General features: G+C 61.7%; 15 protein-coding genes. 1 reads left to right on the top strand and 14 read right to left on the bottom strand.

Features of this window, described 5'->3' with window-relative positions; genetic code table 11:
* Positions 1–80: 80 nt before the first annotated feature.
* The 12 genes from LPU83_RS48855 to LPU83_RS48800 all read right to left on the bottom strand — a co-directional run bounded on the left by LPU83_RS48855 (position 81) and on the right by LPU83_RS48800 (position 11,338).
* Positions 81–1,013, bottom strand: a complete 933-nt coding sequence (locus tag LPU83_RS48855) for a lipid A biosynthesis lauroyl acyltransferase (protein WP_024312907.1) — start codon at positions 1,011–1,013, stop codon at positions 81–83.
* Positions 1,014–1,017: 4 nt separating this feature from the next.
* On the bottom strand, positions 1,018–2,046 hold the full coding sequence (locus tag LPU83_RS48850; protein ID WP_024312908.1) for a zinc-binding dehydrogenase: 1,029 nt from the start codon (positions 2,044–2,046) through the stop codon (positions 1,018–1,020).
* 54 nt (positions 2,047–2,100) lie between these two features.
* Complete coding sequence (locus LPU83_RS48845; RefSeq protein WP_024312909.1) at positions 2,101–3,387, bottom strand: beta-ketoacyl-ACP synthase; 1,287 nt, start codon at positions 3,385–3,387, stop codon at positions 2,101–2,103.
* Positions 3,388–3,398: 11 nt separating this feature from the next.
* Entirely contained in the window at positions 3,399–4,595 is a 1,197-nt protein-coding gene (locus tag LPU83_RS48840) for a beta-ketoacyl-ACP synthase (protein WP_024312910.1), read from the bottom strand.
* Positions 4,592–5,074 carry a 3-hydroxyacyl-ACP dehydratase FabZ family protein gene (locus LPU83_RS48835; RefSeq protein WP_024312911.1) on the bottom strand — a complete coding sequence of 161 codons (483 nt, stop codon included), beginning with the start codon at positions 5,072–5,074 and terminating at the stop codon, positions 4,592–4,594. The genes LPU83_RS48840 and LPU83_RS48835 overlap by 4 nt, the downstream gene beginning before the upstream one ends.
* 114 nt (positions 5,075–5,188) lie before the next feature.
* Positions 5,189–5,467 carry an acyl carrier protein gene (locus LPU83_RS48830; RefSeq protein WP_007533215.1) on the bottom strand — a complete coding sequence of 93 codons (279 nt, stop codon included), beginning with the start codon at positions 5,465–5,467 and terminating at the stop codon, positions 5,189–5,191.
* A 172-nt stretch (positions 5,468–5,639) separates the two neighbouring features.
* Entirely contained in the window at positions 5,640–6,620 is a 981-nt protein-coding gene (gene cbiB, locus LPU83_RS48825; RefSeq protein ID WP_024312912.1) for an adenosylcobinamide-phosphate synthase CbiB, read from the bottom strand.
* Positions 6,617–7,621 (bottom strand): threonine-phosphate decarboxylase CobD, encoded by a 1,005-nt coding sequence (cobD, locus tag LPU83_RS48820; protein ID WP_024312913.1) that lies wholly within the window; start codon positions 7,619–7,621, stop codon positions 6,617–6,619. Before cobD ends, cbiB begins: the two co-directional genes overlap by 4 nt.
* Entirely contained in the window at positions 7,618–8,925 is a 1,308-nt protein-coding gene (locus LPU83_RS48815) for a cobyrinic acid a,c-diamide synthase CobB (protein WP_024312914.1), read from the bottom strand. The genes cobD and LPU83_RS48815 overlap by 4 nt, the downstream gene beginning before the upstream one ends.
* On the bottom strand, positions 8,922–9,758 hold the full coding sequence (cobA, locus tag LPU83_RS48810) for a uroporphyrinogen-III C-methyltransferase (protein WP_024312915.1): 837 nt from the start codon (positions 9,756–9,758) through the stop codon (positions 8,922–8,924). The genes LPU83_RS48815 and cobA overlap by 4 nt, the downstream gene beginning before the upstream one ends.
* A 135-nt stretch (positions 9,759–9,893) precedes the next feature.
* Positions 9,894–10,844, bottom strand: a complete 951-nt coding sequence (locus tag LPU83_RS48805; RefSeq protein WP_024312916.1) for a nucleoside hydrolase — start codon at positions 10,842–10,844, stop codon at positions 9,894–9,896.
* Positions 10,845–10,918: 74 nt separating this feature from the next.
* A complete protein-coding gene (locus LPU83_RS48800) occupies positions 10,919–11,338 on the bottom strand; it encodes a cobalamin biosynthesis protein (protein WP_024312917.1) in 420 nt (139 codons plus the stop codon).
* A 102-nt stretch (positions 11,339–11,440) separates the two neighbouring features.
* Here LPU83_RS48800 and LPU83_RS48795 point away from each other — a divergent pair, with 102 nt between their 5' ends.
* Positions 11,441–12,226: a TSUP family transporter gene (locus LPU83_RS48795; protein ID WP_024312918.1), complete on the top strand. Its 786-nt coding sequence runs from the start codon at positions 11,441–11,443 to the stop codon at positions 12,224–12,226.
* A gap of 90 nt (positions 12,227–12,316) precedes the next feature.
* On the opposite strand, the gene cobO is transcribed toward LPU83_RS48795, so the two are convergent.
* Both cobO and cobN read right to left on the bottom strand, forming a co-directional pair.
* Positions 12,317–12,949, bottom strand: coding sequence for a cob(I)yrinic acid a,c-diamide adenosyltransferase (cobO, locus tag LPU83_RS48790; RefSeq protein ID WP_024312919.1), 633 nt, complete (start codon positions 12,947–12,949; stop codon positions 12,317–12,319).
* Position 12,950: 1 nt separating this feature from the next.
* A complete protein-coding gene (cobN, locus tag LPU83_RS48785) occupies positions 12,951–16,718 on the bottom strand; it encodes a cobaltochelatase subunit CobN (protein ID WP_024312920.1) in 3,768 nt (1,255 codons plus the stop codon).

The raw sequence follows: 16,718 nt of genomic DNA, 5'->3' as shown, positions 1-16,718 counted from the left end.
TCGGTAACATGACGCACGTTCATATTCAATGAACGCATGCCCCTGTTTTTCAATGATAAGATGTAGGGATCGACGCCGGCCTACAGCACGTCGTGCTTTATCTTCCAACGATCGTGATACCAGAGCCACTGTTCGGGATATTCCCGCACCCAGCTTTCCACCTTATCGTTCAGGAGTTGCGCCGTCGCGACCATATCGAGATTACCGTTTTCATCCCGAGGCGTCTCAATCTTCGGCTCGATTTCAAGCCGATAGCGGTTGCCCGGCAGCCGGATGCAGCGCGCCGGATAAACCTCGCAATTAAACTGGCGGACGAGCTTGCCGAGCAGCGGGTTGGTCTTCACATCGAGCCCGAAGAACTTGGTGTTCAGACCCTTGCGGAACTTCTGATCGACCAGCACGCCCACGCCCTGCCCGGCCTCCAACTGCCGCGCCAACGCAAAAGACGAGCCGGCGTGAGACGGCACCAGCTTACCCATTCGCGCGCTCCGAAAATCAAAAACCTTCTGCGCGACATACGGATTGTTCGGCGGACGGAAGAGGACGGACACATAGAGTCCGAACGCCGCGCCGGCCACCGGCAGCAGCTCGAAATTGCCTGTATGCCCTGTGAAAACGATAAACGGACGCGGATTGTCGCGCAGATCGAGGAAGATCGGTATGCCCGAGACTTCCACCCTGCCCGGTTCATTGCGTTCAGGATCGAAGTCGAACAGCCTGTCGAGGAATACATACTCGGCAGCAAGCCGCCCCATGTTCCCCCAACTCGCCAACGCAATCTCCTGGAGCTCCGCCTCGCTCTTCTCAGGAAAGGCATTGCGGAGATTGGCGAGCATCAGGCGATGGCGCTTCATGCGTGGCCCGAGCTTGCGCGTCAGCCAATCCGCAAAGTTGATCGCACCGTCGGCCGGAAACAGCTTCAGGACGTTCAGGAAACCGAACATGGTCTGCGCAATCAACCACTGGCGAAAGTGGTCGAGCGCAAGGACGATCCGCGTGATGAAGAGCTTCAAGAACTCAATCCATCTTGAGGATGATTTTGCCGAAGATCTGACGCGATTCCATCCGCTCCAGTGCGCGGTCGATGTCAGCGAAGCTTACTTCGGTGTCGATGACAGGATGGACCAGTCCGCGCCCCATCTTCTGCATGGCATTCGCCATGTTCTCCATGCGGCAACCAAAGGAGCCGAGCAGCTTCAGCTGTTGCTGGAAGAGCATCATAAGGTTCATGTCAGTGGAAACGCCGGAGGTCGAACCGCAGGTGACAAGACGGCCCCCGCGCTTCATCGAGAGCATCGAACCGGCCCACGTATCCTTGCCGACGTGCTCGAAAACGACGTCGACGCCCTTCTTCTTGGTCAGCTTGCGGACGAGGCCTTCAAAGCGGTCGGTGCGGTAGTTGATGACGTGATCGGCGCCGAGCGCCTTGGCCTTCGCGATCTTGTCGTCGGAGCCGACAGTCGTGATGACGGTGCAGCCGATCTTTTTGGCCAGCTGGATCGCCGCCGTGCCGATGCCGGAGCCGCCCGCGTGCACCAGGATGGTTTCACCCGGCTCCAGCTTTGCGTTGTCAAACAGCATGTGCTCGACCGTTCCAAAGGTTACGGGAGCAAGTGCCGCGCCGATGGCGTCGACGCCGGGAGGTGCCGGAACGAGCAGGCGTGCCGGCAGGTTCACCTTCTCCTGCGCGAAACCATCGAGATGGAAACCATGAACGCCGGAAACATGTTCGCAGAGATTGTCGCGTCCTTCGCGGCACGGACGGCAGAGGCCGCATGTGCGCGCGCCATAGATCGACACCAACTGGCCAGGCAGGACATTGGCAACGCCGGGTCCGATCGATTCGACAACGCCCGCAGCTTCCGCACCGATAACGAGCGGCATCTTGCGCTTCGCAAACGCCATGCCGCGCCAGCCCCAGACGTCGATGTGATTGAGAGCCACTGCCTTGACGCGCAGTGTAACCTCACCTGCGCCCGGAGCCTCAGGTTCCGGCAGGTCGGTGATCTCAAGCTTGCGATCGTCAATCAGTTGCAAAGCGCGCATGGCAAAGTCCTTCGCCGCGAGGGCGTTCTATCTCGATGTTTTGTTGGGAACCGATTAAGCCGGTTCGAGCGCCATGACAAGGCTGGCGTTCTGCCCGCCGAAGCCGAAGGAGTTGGACAGTACGGCGCTGACCTGGCTCTCCCGCTTCGTGTTGGGCACCACGTCGATAACGATCGATGGATCGGGGTTGGTGTAGTTGATCGTCGGCGGCAACGTGCCGGTCAGCATCGTCTGCAACGAGAACACCGCTTCCACCGCACCTGCGGCCGTCAGTGTGTGGCCGATCATCGACTTGTTGGACGACAGCGGAATGGACGCCATCCGCTCACCGAATACCGCCAGCATGGAGGCATATTCCATCTTGTCGTTTTCAGGCGTCGAGGTGCCATGCGCATTGATGTAGCCGATTTCGCCCTCACCCATTCCGGCATCGGCCAGCGCTGCGCGGATCGTCGCGATCGCCGGGCCGCCATCCGGAGAGGAACGGGTGCGGTGGAAGGAGTCGGCCTTTTCGCCGGCGCCCTTCATGATGCCGAGAATCTTCGCGCCGCGCGCGACGGCCGCTTCGAGCGATTCCAGCACCAAGGTGGCGGCGCCTTCGGCGATGACGAAGCCGTCGCGATCCTTGCTGAACGGCTTGGAGGCCTTGGTCGGCGGATCGTTTTGCGTGGAGAGAGCCGAAAGCAGCGAAAACCGGATGAGTGCCTCTGCACTTACCGAGCCGTCGGTCGCGACAGCGAGTGCGCGCGAGGTGCGGCCCTGGCGGATCGCCTCAATGCCGAGCTGGATCGCCGTCGCGCCAGACGCACAGGCCGTGGACAGTGTCACCGGCAGGCCGCGCGTGCCGAAACGATCAGCAAGGCGTTCGGAAATTGCACCGAACAGCGATGCCTCATGGAAAGCAGCATCGGGACGCTGACGCATGGCAGCCAGGAACCGGTCATAGGCGTCTCCGGCGTGATCGGCCGGCGGCGAACGGTCGGCGAGTTCGAAACGCGCACTCCATTCCGGTTCGATCGGCGGCGCAGCCAGGAACAGCGGTCCATCAAAATCACCGCTGATACCAGCATCGGCGAGCGCTTCGATCGTGGTTTCCCGGGCGAACGCATAGGAGCGTTCGACGGCGTTTGCGACCGGAATGTCGATAAAATCGACGGTGCCAGCGATGCGGGTCGAAAGCCCCTCGGTCGGAAAGCGGTTGATCGCATGAATGCCTGAGGTACCGGCCGTCAGTGCCGACCAGTTGTCCTTCAGGCCCTGCCCCAGCGAGGTAATGATACCGACACCCGTCACTGCGACGATCGGGCGGCCTAGGTGATCCTTGTAAGCCGAATCTTTCATTTGCACACTCCTCACGCTTCCGCCGAAAGAACCGCGACGCCTTCGCCGCGCTGATGACCGACTGTCGTAACGATGGCTGCCTTGGTCGCGGCGCCCATCGGCTTTTCGTGGGTCGGGTCGAAGACCGGGACCTTCGCCTTGCTGTCGATGGCCAATGCCGCCAGCGCCAGACCGAGCGTGAAGTGCGCCTCAAGTCCATGGCCGGTAACGCCGCCGAAACCGCGGATAGCCGCGCCTGGCAGATGACGTTCGAGAACGGCCTTTTCGCGCCCCGCCAGATCCGGAATGCCTGTCGAGCCGGAGAAGATCGCCGTGCTTTCCGGCGGAACGTCGACCGCGGCTTCCAGCAATCGCTCGAGGCGCTTCTCAAGATTGCCGGGATTGCGATTGCCACGATCGCCTTCGATGGAGGACATCGACGCGTAGATATGCGCGCCGCGTGCCTCAGCATGGGCGCGCGATTCCAGAACGAGGAATGCGCCGAGCGAGCCGGAAATCACACCGCCCTGGTCGCGCGACCAGAGCGGCTGCCATTCGTTGCGGCTGTGGGAGTTGATGGCTTCGAACAAGAGCACCATGTCCAGACGCTCCGCCGAGAAAGCTCCGCCAACCAGGGCGTGCGTCGATTCACCCGACTTGATACGATAGAAGGCCGTTTCGACTGCCGAAATGCCGGCAGATTCTTCGCCCATGAAGGTCCGCGAAGACCCCGTTACCTTATGGACGATGGAAATGTTGCCGGCGAGCAGATTGGACAGCTGCGCCAGAAAGAGCGTCGGACGCAGCTCCGTCGTCAGCTTCTCGTTCAGAAGAACCTCGCGGTCGTTGCGCTTCAGGCCCTCGTCAACGATCAACGTATCGACGTTGATGTCGCGCTCGCCGCCGCCAGCCGCGACGATCATATCCATGCTGCCGCAGGCTTCCGCATCATCCTTGAAGCCAGCGTCATCGAGGGCGAGCCCGGCTGCAAAGACACCGATGCGCTGCCAGTTTTCCATCTGCCGCTGATCGCCGCGCTTGGCAATCTGCTGCGACCAATCGATCTCCGGCAGCGGGTGGACCGGATACGGCTTGAACTTCTCAAGCTCGACGATCGTTTGAGGTGGGCTCTCGGCGTTGAGCAACGCAACATGCGGCTCCTTGCCGACGCCCTGGCACGTTACAATGCCGACGCCCGTGATCACGACATCATTATGAGCCTTGCTCATCCATTCACTCCCTGCGCAGCGATCGCATCCATCAGGCCAACTTCACCGGCACGTTTCTTGACGATATCCCCGAGCGGAACTTCGCTGAAAGGCATGGTCCGCAGCTTCAGCTGCGCGTCGCAAACCTTCTTGCCGCCGCTTGTGATCTTCGCCTTGGTTACCGCAAATCCCGAGCCGTCATGCTCCAGAAATGCCTCGATATCCAGTACCGCCTCCGGTTCAACGAAGGTACGCATCTTGGCGCCGTCGACGGACATCAGGAACGGCATGGCCGCAAAATTAGTGGCCGCCAGCACGAGCATGCCGGATGCCTGCGCCATCGTTTCAATCAGCAGCACGCCGGGAACCAGGGGCATACCGGGAAAATGACCTTCGAAGACCGGGCTTTTCGCCGGCACGACGGAGCGCGCCTTGAGCGTCCCTTTCTGAAGGTCGACCGCCTCGATGCGGTCTATCATCTGGAAGTATTCCAGTAGCATCGGATCCTCCGGCCACAAGGACACCTTGCCCCGCGGCTAGGCCTACTTAGGAACGAAACCGCCCGGCCGCCATGGTTAACAGCGGCAGGGCGGAGAAAAAGATGACGGTGCCGATCAGGCCTTGGCGGCGCGCAGCTCGTCGATCTTGGCACAGAGGTTCTTCAGCACGAAATATTCTTCCGTGGAAACCTTGCCTTCGTTGACTTCCTGTGTCCACTTCTCGAGCGGGATCTTAATGCCGAATTCCTTGTCGATCGCAAAGACGATATCGAGGAAATCGAGGCTGTCGATACCGAGGTCGTCGATCGTATGGCTCTCCGGCTTGATCGTATCGCGATCGATCTCGCTGGTTTCTGCAATGATGTCGGCAACTTTATCGAATGTAGCGGTCACGCCTTTACCTCTTGAAATGACGATTTAACCCTCCTCATAGGCAAATCCATTTCAAAAAGCCAATGCTTTCATCCGTCTCGGCACGCAATTTGCAAGACCAGTGTTGCTTAAACAGCAACGCATAACGCGCCGTTTGTCGCGCAATGCGTTGGCAAAACACCCCTGTTTGCGCTTAGAGCAGCACGAGGAAAAGAACCAAGGCGGCCGCGGCAAGGATTGAACAGCTCGCATAGAAGACCGAGACGCCATCTTCGATATCGGCCACCGTTGCCGAATCGCGCCCGCCGCCGTTGATCATCGGCTCCATGACGACAACCCCGGAATAAACGCGTGGTCCGGCGAGCTGCACATTCAGTGCCCCCGCCATTGCCGCCTCCGGTCGCCCGGAATTCGGCGAGCGATGCAGGCCGCCGTCGCGCGCGGCAATGCGCAGCGCCTCCCGGCAGGCCGTGCTTCCTCGCCGCAGCCAGGCTCCGGCCGCGATCAGGAGAATCGAAAAGCGCGCCGCCGGCCAGTTGGCGAAGTCGTCCAGGCGCGCGGCCGCCCAGCCGAAATCCGCGTATCTCTCGGATTTGTGGCCGATCATCGAATCCGCCGTATTCAGCATCTTGTAGGCGAAGAGGCCGGGCAAGCCAAAAACGGCGTACCATAGAGCTGGAGCAACCACGCCATCTGAAAAATTCTCGGCAAGGCTCTCGATCGCGGCGCGGCAGACGGCGGGCTCGTCCAGTGTTTCCGGATCACGCCCAACGATTCGCGAAACAGCCAGTCGGCCACCGCTGAGGCCTCCGCTCTTCAGCCCAGCGGCAACAGCTTCCACATGATCGGCAAGGCTCTTCTGCGCCATGAAGACGGCAACGCAAATGACTTCCAGGAGGATTCCAGGAAGACCGAACAGCGAGAAGAACCAATACAGCACAAGACCAGCCACACCGCTTAGGAACAAGAGACCGGCGATCGACCAGACGCCGTTGCGCCGGCGATCGCGTTTGTGGAGCTCGGCTCGATTGAACATCCGGTCGACGCGGGAGATCGCGTTTCCGAGCAGCACGACGGGGTGCGGAAGCCGCATCCATAGCGCATCCGGATCCCCGACAATCCTGTCGAGCAAAAGGGCCAGAACCAGCACGAGAAGGTTATGGTCGAGTGTCATGACGTATAACTCTGCAATGCATCCGAAAGCCGTTGGTCGCCAGCCGCATCGGCGGTGAGACCAAAACGCAACCAACGCGGCTGATAGTCGAACTTGCGGACCAGAATATGATGTTGGCAGAGATGCCGATGTAACTGGGCTGCCGGCTTATGGTCGACAAGCGCAAAGAGATCGGTTCCGCCAATAATGCGCAGACCGCCTTGATCGAGAACCTTGCGTAGCGCACCGGACCTCTCTGAGATCCGAAGCTGTATCGGCGCGATGTCCGATCGGAGGAGGTCTGCTGCGATCGAGAGAGCAGGACCGGAGACAGCCCACGGGCCAAGCAAGCCTTCGATGCGCTCCACGATCGGCAGAGCGGCCACGACAAACCCCAGGCGCAACCCTGCCAGCCCGAAGAACTTGCCGAAGGAACGGGAGATGACAACGTTCGGCATTCGCGAGGCAAGAGGGACCAGGCTCATCTCCGGGCATGTATCCCCGAAGGCTTCGTCCACAATGACAACAGCTCCCCTAGCCTTCATCTCTTCGCTGAGTGCGACGAGCCTCTCCGGAGCGTAGATGCGACCATCAGGGTTGTTCGGATTGACGACGACGACAACTGCGTGATCGGCTCTGACGTCATCCAGACCGGCGATAAGCTCAACGCAACAGCCTGCCATCGGGAACGCGCGCTCATATTCGCCGTAGGTCGGAGCGAGAATCGCAACCCGCTTGCCGCCCCCGTCGAAAAGCCGCGGCAATAGCTGGATGAGGGATTGCGTGCCGGGAACAGGCAGCGGGAGAATATCGCCGCTGCGATAATAGCTCTGCGCCGCCGCGCGCGCCTGATCAATCAGATGCCTGTCGGGCAGCCGGTGCCAGGCGCGCATCGGGATCTCGGGCACAGGCACCGGGCACGGATTGATGCCCGTCGAAAGATCAAGCCAGTGTTCTGCCTCGCCGCCGTAGATTGCAGCGGCAGCGGTGATGCCGCCTCCATGGACGATCGGGGCGTTCATCTTGCCCCCTCGGCAAGGTCGATCAGATGCATGTAGGATCCCGCAATCTGTCCACGCTGAAGGCCGGCTTGCCCGAGGTCGTTGCCCAACGCATCGGTCACCTGAAACAGACGATCGGCCCCGCCCTCGGAAACCACGGCCGAATAGTGGAACTCGTGCGCGGTCATCGGCTGTTCGAAGTAGGCAGCGTTCAACGGCTTCACCCGCCGATAGCCGAGATGCCGTTTGCGCTCCTCGTAGCTGGTGACTACGGGCAAGAGGCCGAGCATCTGATGGCGCTCGCCGGCGCCGTCAACCAGCCCTTCGCCGAGAACCATATATCCGCCGCACTCCCCATAGATTCGCACGCCCTTGCCCGCGGCGTCGATAACCTTTGACCTGAAGTTGCTGGCAGACGCGATCCGCCCGGGATGAAGCTCGGGATAGCCGCCTGGCAGATAGATCGCGTCTGCAGCGGGATCCGGCGCCTCATCGGCAAGCGGCGAGAAGAACGAGATTTCGGCACCGCGCCGACGCCAGCCGAGAAGCATGTGCTCGTATGAGAAAGCAAAGGCGACGTCGCGCGCCACGGCGATCCTGCTACCGAGCGGTGGCAACCGGGCGATGTTGGCAGTAGATGGACGATTGAGCCCTTGACGCGCGATGCGCAGCAGGAATTCGAAATTGCATGCATCGGACACGGCATCGGCTGCATGCTCTATGAAGCTCTCGAGCGTCTGATGTTCTCCCGCCTGAACGAGACCGAGATGCCTTTCGGGAAGGGCGATGTCATTGTCGCGGCGGACGACGGCAACGATCGGCATGCGGACCGCATCAAGCGCTTTGCGAAGCATCATCTCATGCCGTTCGCCCCCAACCTTGTTGAGAATCACGCCGGCGATGCGAACATCGGCCCGGAAGCCAGCAAATCCAGTCACCAGTGCCGCCACCGACTGCGACATATGCGAGGCATCGACGACGAAAACCACGGAAAGACCAAGCATGGCGGCAAGATCGGCTGCGGTCCCCTTCCCGTCGGTCGCACCATCGAAGAGCCCCATCATCGCCTCGATGACGAGGATGCGGTCGCCGGAGCGATGCAGGGTCGCATTGGCGGCAATCAGTTCCGGGCGCATCGCCCATGGATCGAAGTTGAGACAGGCAACGCCGCTCGCCGCCGCATGAAAGGCCGGATCGATATAGTCGGGGCCCGCCTTGCCGGGTGCTATCGCGACACCGCGCCTTCGAAGCGCCCGCAGGAGCCCCAGTGTCACCGTCGTCTTGCCCGATCCGGAGGACGGGGCCGCAATCAACAAACCGCTCATGCCGTCTCCCTGCTGTTCGAGTCCCGGAAGGGATCAGAGCGCAACTTGCGTCCCGCAAGAGCACCCAGCCAATCAAGCGATTGCCTCAGCCGCACCACCTCCCCGACCACAACAATCGCCGGCGGCTCGAGCCCCGAGGCCGCCGAAGGTGCCTCGCCAAGTGTCGTTTCGAGCACTTGCTGATCGCCCGTCGATGCGTTGCAGACGAAGGCGACCGGTTCTTCCGGGGACCGCCCCGCTGCAATGAGATTTCTGCTGATCTGGGCGATATGCTTCATCGCCATATACATCACGATCACAGGCGAGGCCTTGCCGATGGCCTCCCAATCGATGGCATCCGGCACGATTCCTGAGGAGTCATGCCCGGTGAGGAATGTAACCGCATGGTTGACATCCCTGTGCGTTACAGGAATGCCGGCATAGGCCAATCCGCCGATACCGGCCGTGATGCCCGGAACGATGCGAAACGGAACATTGTGCTCGACCAGCGTCAACGCTTCCTCGCCGCCACGCCCGAAGACGAAGGGATCGCCACCCTTGAGACGCAAGACGCGCTTTCCGGCACGGGCAAGTTCAACCAACCGCAACGAAATGTCGCGCTGCCTGGCGGACGGCTTTCCACCTCGCTTTCCGGCATATTCCAGCAGGGCGTCCGGCCGCGCGAGCTTCAGGCAATCGGTGTTCACAAGCGCATCGTGAACCACCACGTCCGCCTCCGCCAGCCCCTTGGCGGCAAGAAGCGTCAGCAATCCCGGCTCGCCCGGACCCGCACCCACAAGCCAGACGCTGCCCGGCTCAAGAGCCGGCAGATGTGAAAACGCAGCTTCGATCATTGGCATGATCTATGCTCCGCAGGTGGCGAGGTCAACGCCGCTGGGCAAGAGAAAGATATGAAAGGCAGGCTCTCTCAGACCCCTCTGCCGGTCCAACGGACGCGCAAAGATCCGCGCCCGACCGAGCGCAAGTTCTCACGCGCGCAAAACCGCATCGCGTATGAGATTGATCACCCTTTCGGAGTCGATGCCAGTGCAGACAACCTGGCTCGGTAGACCGTCCCAATTACCGGGCGGGAAGTGGCGGCCGTCCGGCTTCACGATCGTCTGCCCGTCGGCAATACCGCCGCAGACGACGCGAACCGGACCATGGATGGTCGAGAACAGCTCGGGAGCGACGACATAGACACATGCACAACTGTCGTGAACCATCATGCCGTCTTCGACGGCGTGCTTATAGAAATCGATATAGTCCTGCGAAAGATCGTTCAGCAGCTTCGCGGCGCTGTCGCCCTTGGCCGCAACGTCGGCGAGGTAGCTGCGGCTCATCGTCGTGATCGCGGTCACGTCAAGACCAATGACGGCGACCCTCCAGGGCGCGGTCAGGACGATGTCGGCCGCTTCCGGATCGCCATGGATGTTGGCTTCCGCGACCGGCGACACGTTGCCCGGAACGTAGAAGTTGCCGCCCATGATGACAACGTCCTTCACGAGACCGGCAATCTCCGGGTCCTCTTTGAGCGCCATGGCCAGGTTGGTCATGCGACCGACGGCAACCAGCCTGACCTCGCCCGGATTGGCGCGGACAGTATCGATGATGAAGCGGTGCGCAGAACGCGGATCGAGCGGCAGATCGATCGTTTCAGGCACCTTGATATTGCCGAGGCCGTTCTCGCCATGCACGAAGGTCGGCCACCCCCCCTCCCGACGCTCCGGATCGATCGTCACGCTCGCCCCCTTGGCGACGGGAGCAGGAATGTTCCATTCACGCTTCAAGAACAGCGCGTTGCGCGTCGTCGTCTCGACCGAGGCGTTTCCGAAGACCGTCGTGATGCCGATCAGATCGATCTCGGGATGGCGGTGCAGGAAGAGCAGAGCCATTGCATCATCGACGCCCGGATCCGTGTCATAAATGACCTTGTGCATGAGTATGCCTCTTTTCGTTATTGTCGTAGGGCAGCCGGACGGCGCCGCGAAATCGGCGGCCACCATAGCGCCCGCTAATCTTTCTGCAACAGGGCACACGCAATCGCTGCAGTGGCACGGCGCGACTTGATCTTCGGGACGATGAGCTCCGCATGCGGTCCAATCACGGCCAGCGCAGCCGATTCGGCGACGCCGTGACATCCCACGCGGGCAAACACGATCGCCGACGGATTTTTCAGCCGCGGCGTCTCTTCTTCGAGCCGCGCGGCAGCGAAGAATAAGAGCGGCGCGCCGAGGTCACGTGTTACTGCAACGATCGCGGCTTCATTGATGCGACAGTCGATGGTGGCGACGGCCGCTAGCTCGGCTTGGACAATGCCCGCTGCCGCCAATGCCGTACGGGCAAGCTCGTTTACCTCGTCCTCCGACGTTCCGCGCTCGCAGCCCAGACCGAGCACGTACCGGTGGGTCCTATCGAATACAATTCCAGTCACGTGCGACAATGAAACCCGCCCCTGTGTCCCTCAAGCCATTGCAGCAAGGGGCCGGAAATGCAACATGCGTGCGCCGCATACTGCATTCCAGAGTTTCCTCCCTTGTCCGACCTTGCCCCTCATCTGCTCTTCATGCTCGCCGCAGCCGGCTTTTTCGCTGGATTCGTCGATTCCATCGCTGGCGGCGGAGGCCTCATCACGGTCCCGGCGATGTTGATTGCGGGTATTCCACCGCTGCAAACACTTGGCACCAACAAGGTGCAGTCGGTGTTCGGCGCAGCCTCCGCCACGATCGCCTATGCCCGCAACGGACATGTTCATCTGCGTACGCAGCTGCCGATGGCGCTGATGGCAATCTTCGGCGGCTCCCTTGGAGCCGCTTTGGCAACGATCGTGCCTGGTGACGTCCTGCGGGCAATCATGCCGGTCCTTCTTGTGGCGATCGCGCTCTATTTTGCGTTGAAGCCAAACCTGAACGACGTCGACAAGCATCGCCGCATGATGCCCTTCGTCTTCGGCCTGACGCTGGTTCCGGCAATCGGATTTTACGACGGCGTCTTCGGTCCGGGCACCGGCTCCTTCTTCATGCTATCCTTCGTGTCGCTGGCCGGCTTCGGTATGCTAAAGGCCACGGCGCATACCAAGCTCCTGAATTTCGGCTCGAACATCGGCGCGCTCGTCGTCTTCGTCTCCTTCGGTGCGATCCTTTGGAAGATCGGGCTAATGATGGGCGTCTGCCAGTTCCTCGGGGCGCAGCTCGGCTCGCGGCTTGCGATGCGCACCGGCGCGCGCCTGATCAAGCCGCTGCTCGTCGTCGTCTGCGTCGCCTTCACGATCAAGCTTCTGGCCGATCCAGCCAATCCGATCCGCGTCTGGCTGGAGATTTGACGCTGGCGCCCGGTGTGCCGGCTTGGCTCCTAGAAGAGCGTAAGCAACAGCGTCCTGACGGAGACCGGCGGCACCCCGAGACAGTTCCTGTCAGAACTCCACGCCCGGCTGCCCCTTGATGCCCGAGCGGAACGGATGCTTGATCAGCTCCATCTCGGTGACGAGATCGGCAATTTCGATCAGCTCGTCCTTCGCGTTGCGCCCGGTCAGAACGACGTGGCTCATATACGGCTTTTCGGTCTTCAGAAACGCCACCACCTCGTTGATGTCGAGGTAGTCGTAGCGAAGCGCGATGTTGATCTCGTCGAGCAGCACCATCGAATTGCGCTCGTCCCGGATCAGCTCTTTGGCCTTCTCCCAGGCCGCGGATGCGGCGGCGACATCACGGGCGCGATCCTGCGTCTCCCAGGTGAAGCCCTCGCCCATGGTGTGGAACTGGCAGATGTCGGAGAAGTGCTTCTCGATCAGATCGCGCTCGCCGGTCCACATCGCGCCCTTGATGAACTGCACGACGGCGCAGGGCTTTCCATGCGCGATATGCCGGAAAATCATCCCGAACGCCGAGGAAGACTTGCCCTTGCCTTTACCGGTATGGACGATGATGAGGCCCTTCTCATCGGTCTTTGAGGCCATGATCTTGTCGCGGGCGGCTTTCTTCTTGGCCATCTTCTCGGCGTGGCGTGCGTCGTCGTGGCCAGCCGGCTCAGTGGTTTCGTCAGTCATCTCAATTTTCCCCGGATGCAAGCTTGAATGTGTCTGAAAGGTCGAACCGCGCCGAATTGCTGCGCGGCGTCCAAAGGCGGCGATCGATGGCCTCGAGCAGCCGTTCCTTCATGTCGTCGAAGGCGGCCGGATTTTTCTCGACCATGAAATCGCGCACCTTCTGATCGACCACGAAGGCCTGATAGACGGCTTCGAAATGATGATTGCCCACCGCGCCTGTCGTCGCGGAAAAGGCGAAGAGGTAATCGACGGTCGCGGCGATCTCAAAGGCTCCCTTGTAGCCATGGCGCATGACGCCATTGATCCACTTCGGATTGACCACGCGGCCACGCACGACACGCCCGATCTCCTCTTCCAACGATCGGATGACCGGCTTTTCCGGTCGCGAGTGGTCGTTGTGGTAGATCGACGGTCGGTCACCCGCCAGCATCTCGGTCGCGGCAGCCATGCCGCCCTCGAACTGGTAGTAGTCGTCGCTGTCCAGAAGGTCGTGCTCGCGGTTGTCCTGGTTCTGCACCACCGCCTGGATCGAGCGCAGGCGCTCTTCGAAGACGCCGCGCTCGGCCCGGCCTTCCTCGCCGGCGCCGTACGCGTAGCTTCCCCATACGAGATAGGCTTCGGCGAGATCGGCCCGGCGTTCCCATCCCTTCTCGTCGATCAATGCCTGCAAGCCGGCACCGTAGGCGCCCGGCTTCGAGCCGAAGATACGATAGCCGGCACGGCGTCGGGCTTGCGCCGCGTCCAGCCCGGCAGCCTCGAGCCGCGCCGCTTCGCCGCGCATGCGCTCGGCAATCGGATTGTCCGCCGGGTCCTCGTCCAGCGCACCGACGGCACGGATCGCCTTGTCGAAGAGCGCGATCTGTTCGGGAAACGCATCCCTGAAGAAGCCGGAAATGCGCAACGTCACGTCGACACGCGGGCGGCGCAGCAGCGCCGGCGGGATGATTTCATAACCGGTGACGCGCCGCGAGGTCATGTCCCATACCGGCTTCACGCCGATCAGCGCCAGCGCCTGGGCAATATCATCGCCGCCGGTGCGCATGTTCGATGTGCCCCAGGCGGTCAGGCCGAAGGATACCGGCCATTCGCCGTGATCCTGCACATACCGGCGGATCAGCAGTTCGGCGGACTTTTTCCCGAGTTCGTAGGCCGCCGGCGTCGGAACCGCGCGGCTGTCTACCGAATAGAAGTTCCGCCCGGTCGGCAGCACATCCGGGCGTCCTCGCGTCGGCGCACCCGACGGCCCGGGCGGCACGAAACGACCGTCGAGCCCCCGGAGCAGGCCTTCGATCTCCGCGGCCCCGCATGCAACGATGGCAGGCTTGAGCCGCGTTTCGATCATCCCCAGGACGGCGCGCGTAGCCCCCCAATCTTCCGGGCAAGCGACCTCGCCGGCGACCAGCCGTGCCGCAAGCAGTTCGATCCGCTCGACCGCATCGCCATTCGTGCGCCAGACACCATCCATGGCCGCCGCAAGGGTATCCGGGAACGGCCCCGGCCAAGACCCGGCCATGTCGCAGTCGAGAGGGTCGAAATCCAAGCCTACATCGGCAGCAATCGCCCGCTGTAGGCTGCGGTCGCCACCGTGGCCAAGACCACGCGGGACCCGAGCCAGCGCCACGCTCAGATCGGTCAGCAATCGACCCTGCGGCGAGACACCGAAGACGTGCAAACCATCGCGGATCTGCATTTCCTTGAGATCGCAGAGATAGGAATCGAGCTTCTTCAACGCCTCGTTTTCGCTCTCGCCCTTGTCGATACCAGCATCGCGGTCGAGACCGATATCTGCGACAAGATCGAGAATCTGCTTGCTGAGAAGCCGAATGCGGCGTGGATCGCCACCTGACGCCTCGTAGTATTCGTCGACCAGTGCCTCCAGATCCTTCAGGGGCCCGTAGCTCTCGGCACGCGTCAGCGGCGGTGTCAGATGGTCGATGATGACAGCCCCGGTCCGCCGCTTGGCCTGCGTTCCCTCGCCGGGATCATTGACGATAAACGGATAAAGATGCGGCATAGGCCCGAGGATCGCCTCTGGATAGCATTCCTCGGAGAGCGCCAATGCCTTGCCTGGCAGCCACTCGAGATTGCCGTGCTTGCCCATGTGGATGACGGCGTGAGCGCCGAACTCGTGGCGAAGGAAAGCGTAAAAGGCGAGATAGCCATGCGGCGGCACGAGGTCCGGCGAATGGTAGCTTTCCTTCGGATCGATGTTGTAGCCGCGCGCCGGCTGGATGCCGACGAGCACCTCTCCAAGCCGCAGGAACGGCAGTGCAAAAGCGCCGTCCAGCACATAGCGATCGGTCTCAGGCGCACCCCAGCGCGTGTTGATTTCGTCCTGAATCTTTTTGGGAAGACTTCTGAAGAAGGCATTGTAACGACTCAATGAAAGCACTTCACTTACAAGCTTCCCATCCGTGCCGGAATTTGTCGGTCCTTCCATCAGGCGCCGGATCAGGGAGTCGCCATCATCCGGCACACCCGCGATTGTGTAACCGGCGGCACGCATTGCCTTCAGCACCTCGACCGTGCCGGCAGGCGTATCCAGCCCGACGCCATTGCCGAGCCTTCCGTCGCGGTTCGGATAGTTCGCCATCACGAGCGCAATGCGCCGGTCGCCGGCGGATGTCGTGCGCAGCTTCGCCCAGTTGGCAGCAAGCTGGGCTGTATAGCGCATTCGCTCGATATCGGGCTCGCTGCCGACGATGTTGGCCTCGACCCTCGCGTCATAGCGGGCCGCCGATTTGAACGAGACCGCACGGGCAAGCACGCGCCCATCAACCTCCGGCAGAGCAACATTCATTCCAAGGTCGCGCGCGGTGAGCCCCTGCGAGGAGGAGGTCCATGCCTGCCGCGACGACGCCGAAAAGATCGCCTGAAGCACAACCGCGTCGTTGGCCTCAAGCACGGTCGGCTCGCGATCCGCACCGGGCGCAGACACTGCAAAGCCAGTCGTGTTGATCACCACCTCGGGTTTGATGGCGTCGAAGACGCTTTCGAGAATGCCCTTCGAGACGGGGTCCTTGAGACTGTAGGCGAACACCGGCAGCGGCCGGATGCGTTCGGCCAGCAGCGTATCGATCAACGCTTCGACCGGTCGCGTCTCGCCGCTCTGCACGAGCGCGCGATAGAAGCTGACTGCCACAACTGGCGAATGCGGCACCTCCTGCGGGAATCGAACCCGCTCGTCGCACGCCGACTTCCACTCCTCGACGCCGACGACGCCCTTGCCTGGCCACCAGATCCCAGCCTTCATCAGCGGCGAAGCCGCCTCGGGCTTTTCCGCGCCTGAGAGCATCGCGCCGGCATAGGAGAGAAACGCATGCGAATTGGCGTCACCTCCTTCGATAAGATAGGCCCAGAGGGCATTTAACTCTTCGAGCGGCACATTCGAAAACGGTGTCAAACCCGCGTCCGGCTTCGAATCTCCCGGCAGTACGGCGATGAGCGCGCCATAGCGCGCTGCCGCCGCATGAAGCGCTTCCAGCGCATAGTGAAAATAGCTGGCACCGCCGAGCGCCCTGACGACGATCAGCTTCGCGTGCCGGGCTGTCCGCTCGATATAGGCATCGACCGACATCGGGTGTTTCAGGCTCATCAGGCTTGCGAGCCGCAGCGAAAAACCGGCGGCCGCACCATCATACGCGGCCGCCATGGCGGCAAGCTCGGTATCGGCGGCCGACAGGAATAGGACATCGCCGGGAGATTGACCGAGATCGATCGCCTCCTCGCCGTCGCTGATCGTTCCCTGTTGTGCCAGGAGCAGATGCAT

The sequence above is a fragment of the Rhizobium favelukesii genome (assembly GCF_000577275.2).
Lineage (GTDB): Bacteria > Pseudomonadota > Alphaproteobacteria > Rhizobiales > Rhizobiaceae > Rhizobium > Rhizobium favelukesii.
The sequence above is the reverse complement of the archived record's forward strand: the minus strand, read 5'-3'. Positions and strand labels throughout refer to the sequence as shown.

Coding starts and splice junctions, on each gene's coding strand:
- LPU83_RS48850 (WP_024312908.1), bottom strand. CDS start 2,046: ATGCGCGCTTTGCAACTGATTGACGATCGCAAGCTTGAGATCACCGAC.
- LPU83_RS48845 (WP_024312909.1), bottom strand. CDS start 3,387: ATGAAAGATTCGGCTTACAAGGATCACCTAGGCCGCCCGATCGTCGCA.
- LPU83_RS48840 (WP_024312910.1), bottom strand. CDS start 4,595: ATGAGCAAGGCTCATAATGATGTCGTGATCACGGGCGTCGGCATTGTA.
- LPU83_RS48835 (WP_024312911.1), bottom strand. CDS start 5,074: ATGCTACTGGAATACTTCCAGATGATAGACCGCATCGAGGCGGTCGAC.
- cbiB (WP_024312912.1), bottom strand. CDS start 6,620: ATGACACTCGACCATAACCTTCTCGTGCTGGTTCTGGCCCTTTTGCTC.
- cobD (WP_024312913.1), bottom strand. CDS start 7,621: ATGAACGCCCCGATCGTCCATGGAGGCGGCATCACCGCTGCCGCTGCA.
- LPU83_RS48815 (WP_024312914.1), bottom strand. CDS start 8,925: ATGAGCGGTTTGTTGATTGCGGCCCCGTCCTCCGGATCGGGCAAGACG.
- cobA (WP_024312915.1), bottom strand. CDS start 9,758: ATGATCGAAGCTGCGTTTTCACATCTGCCGGCTCTTGAGCCGGGCAGC.
- LPU83_RS48805 (WP_024312916.1), bottom strand. CDS start 10,844: ATGCACAAGGTCATTTATGACACGGATCCGGGCGTCGATGATGCAATG.
- cobO (WP_024312919.1), bottom strand. CDS start 12,949: ATGACTGACGAAACCACTGAGCCGGCTGGCCACGACGACGCACGCCAC.
- cobN (WP_024312920.1), bottom strand. CDS start 16,718: ATGCATCTGCTCCTGGCACAACAGGGAACGATCAGCGACGGCGAGGAG.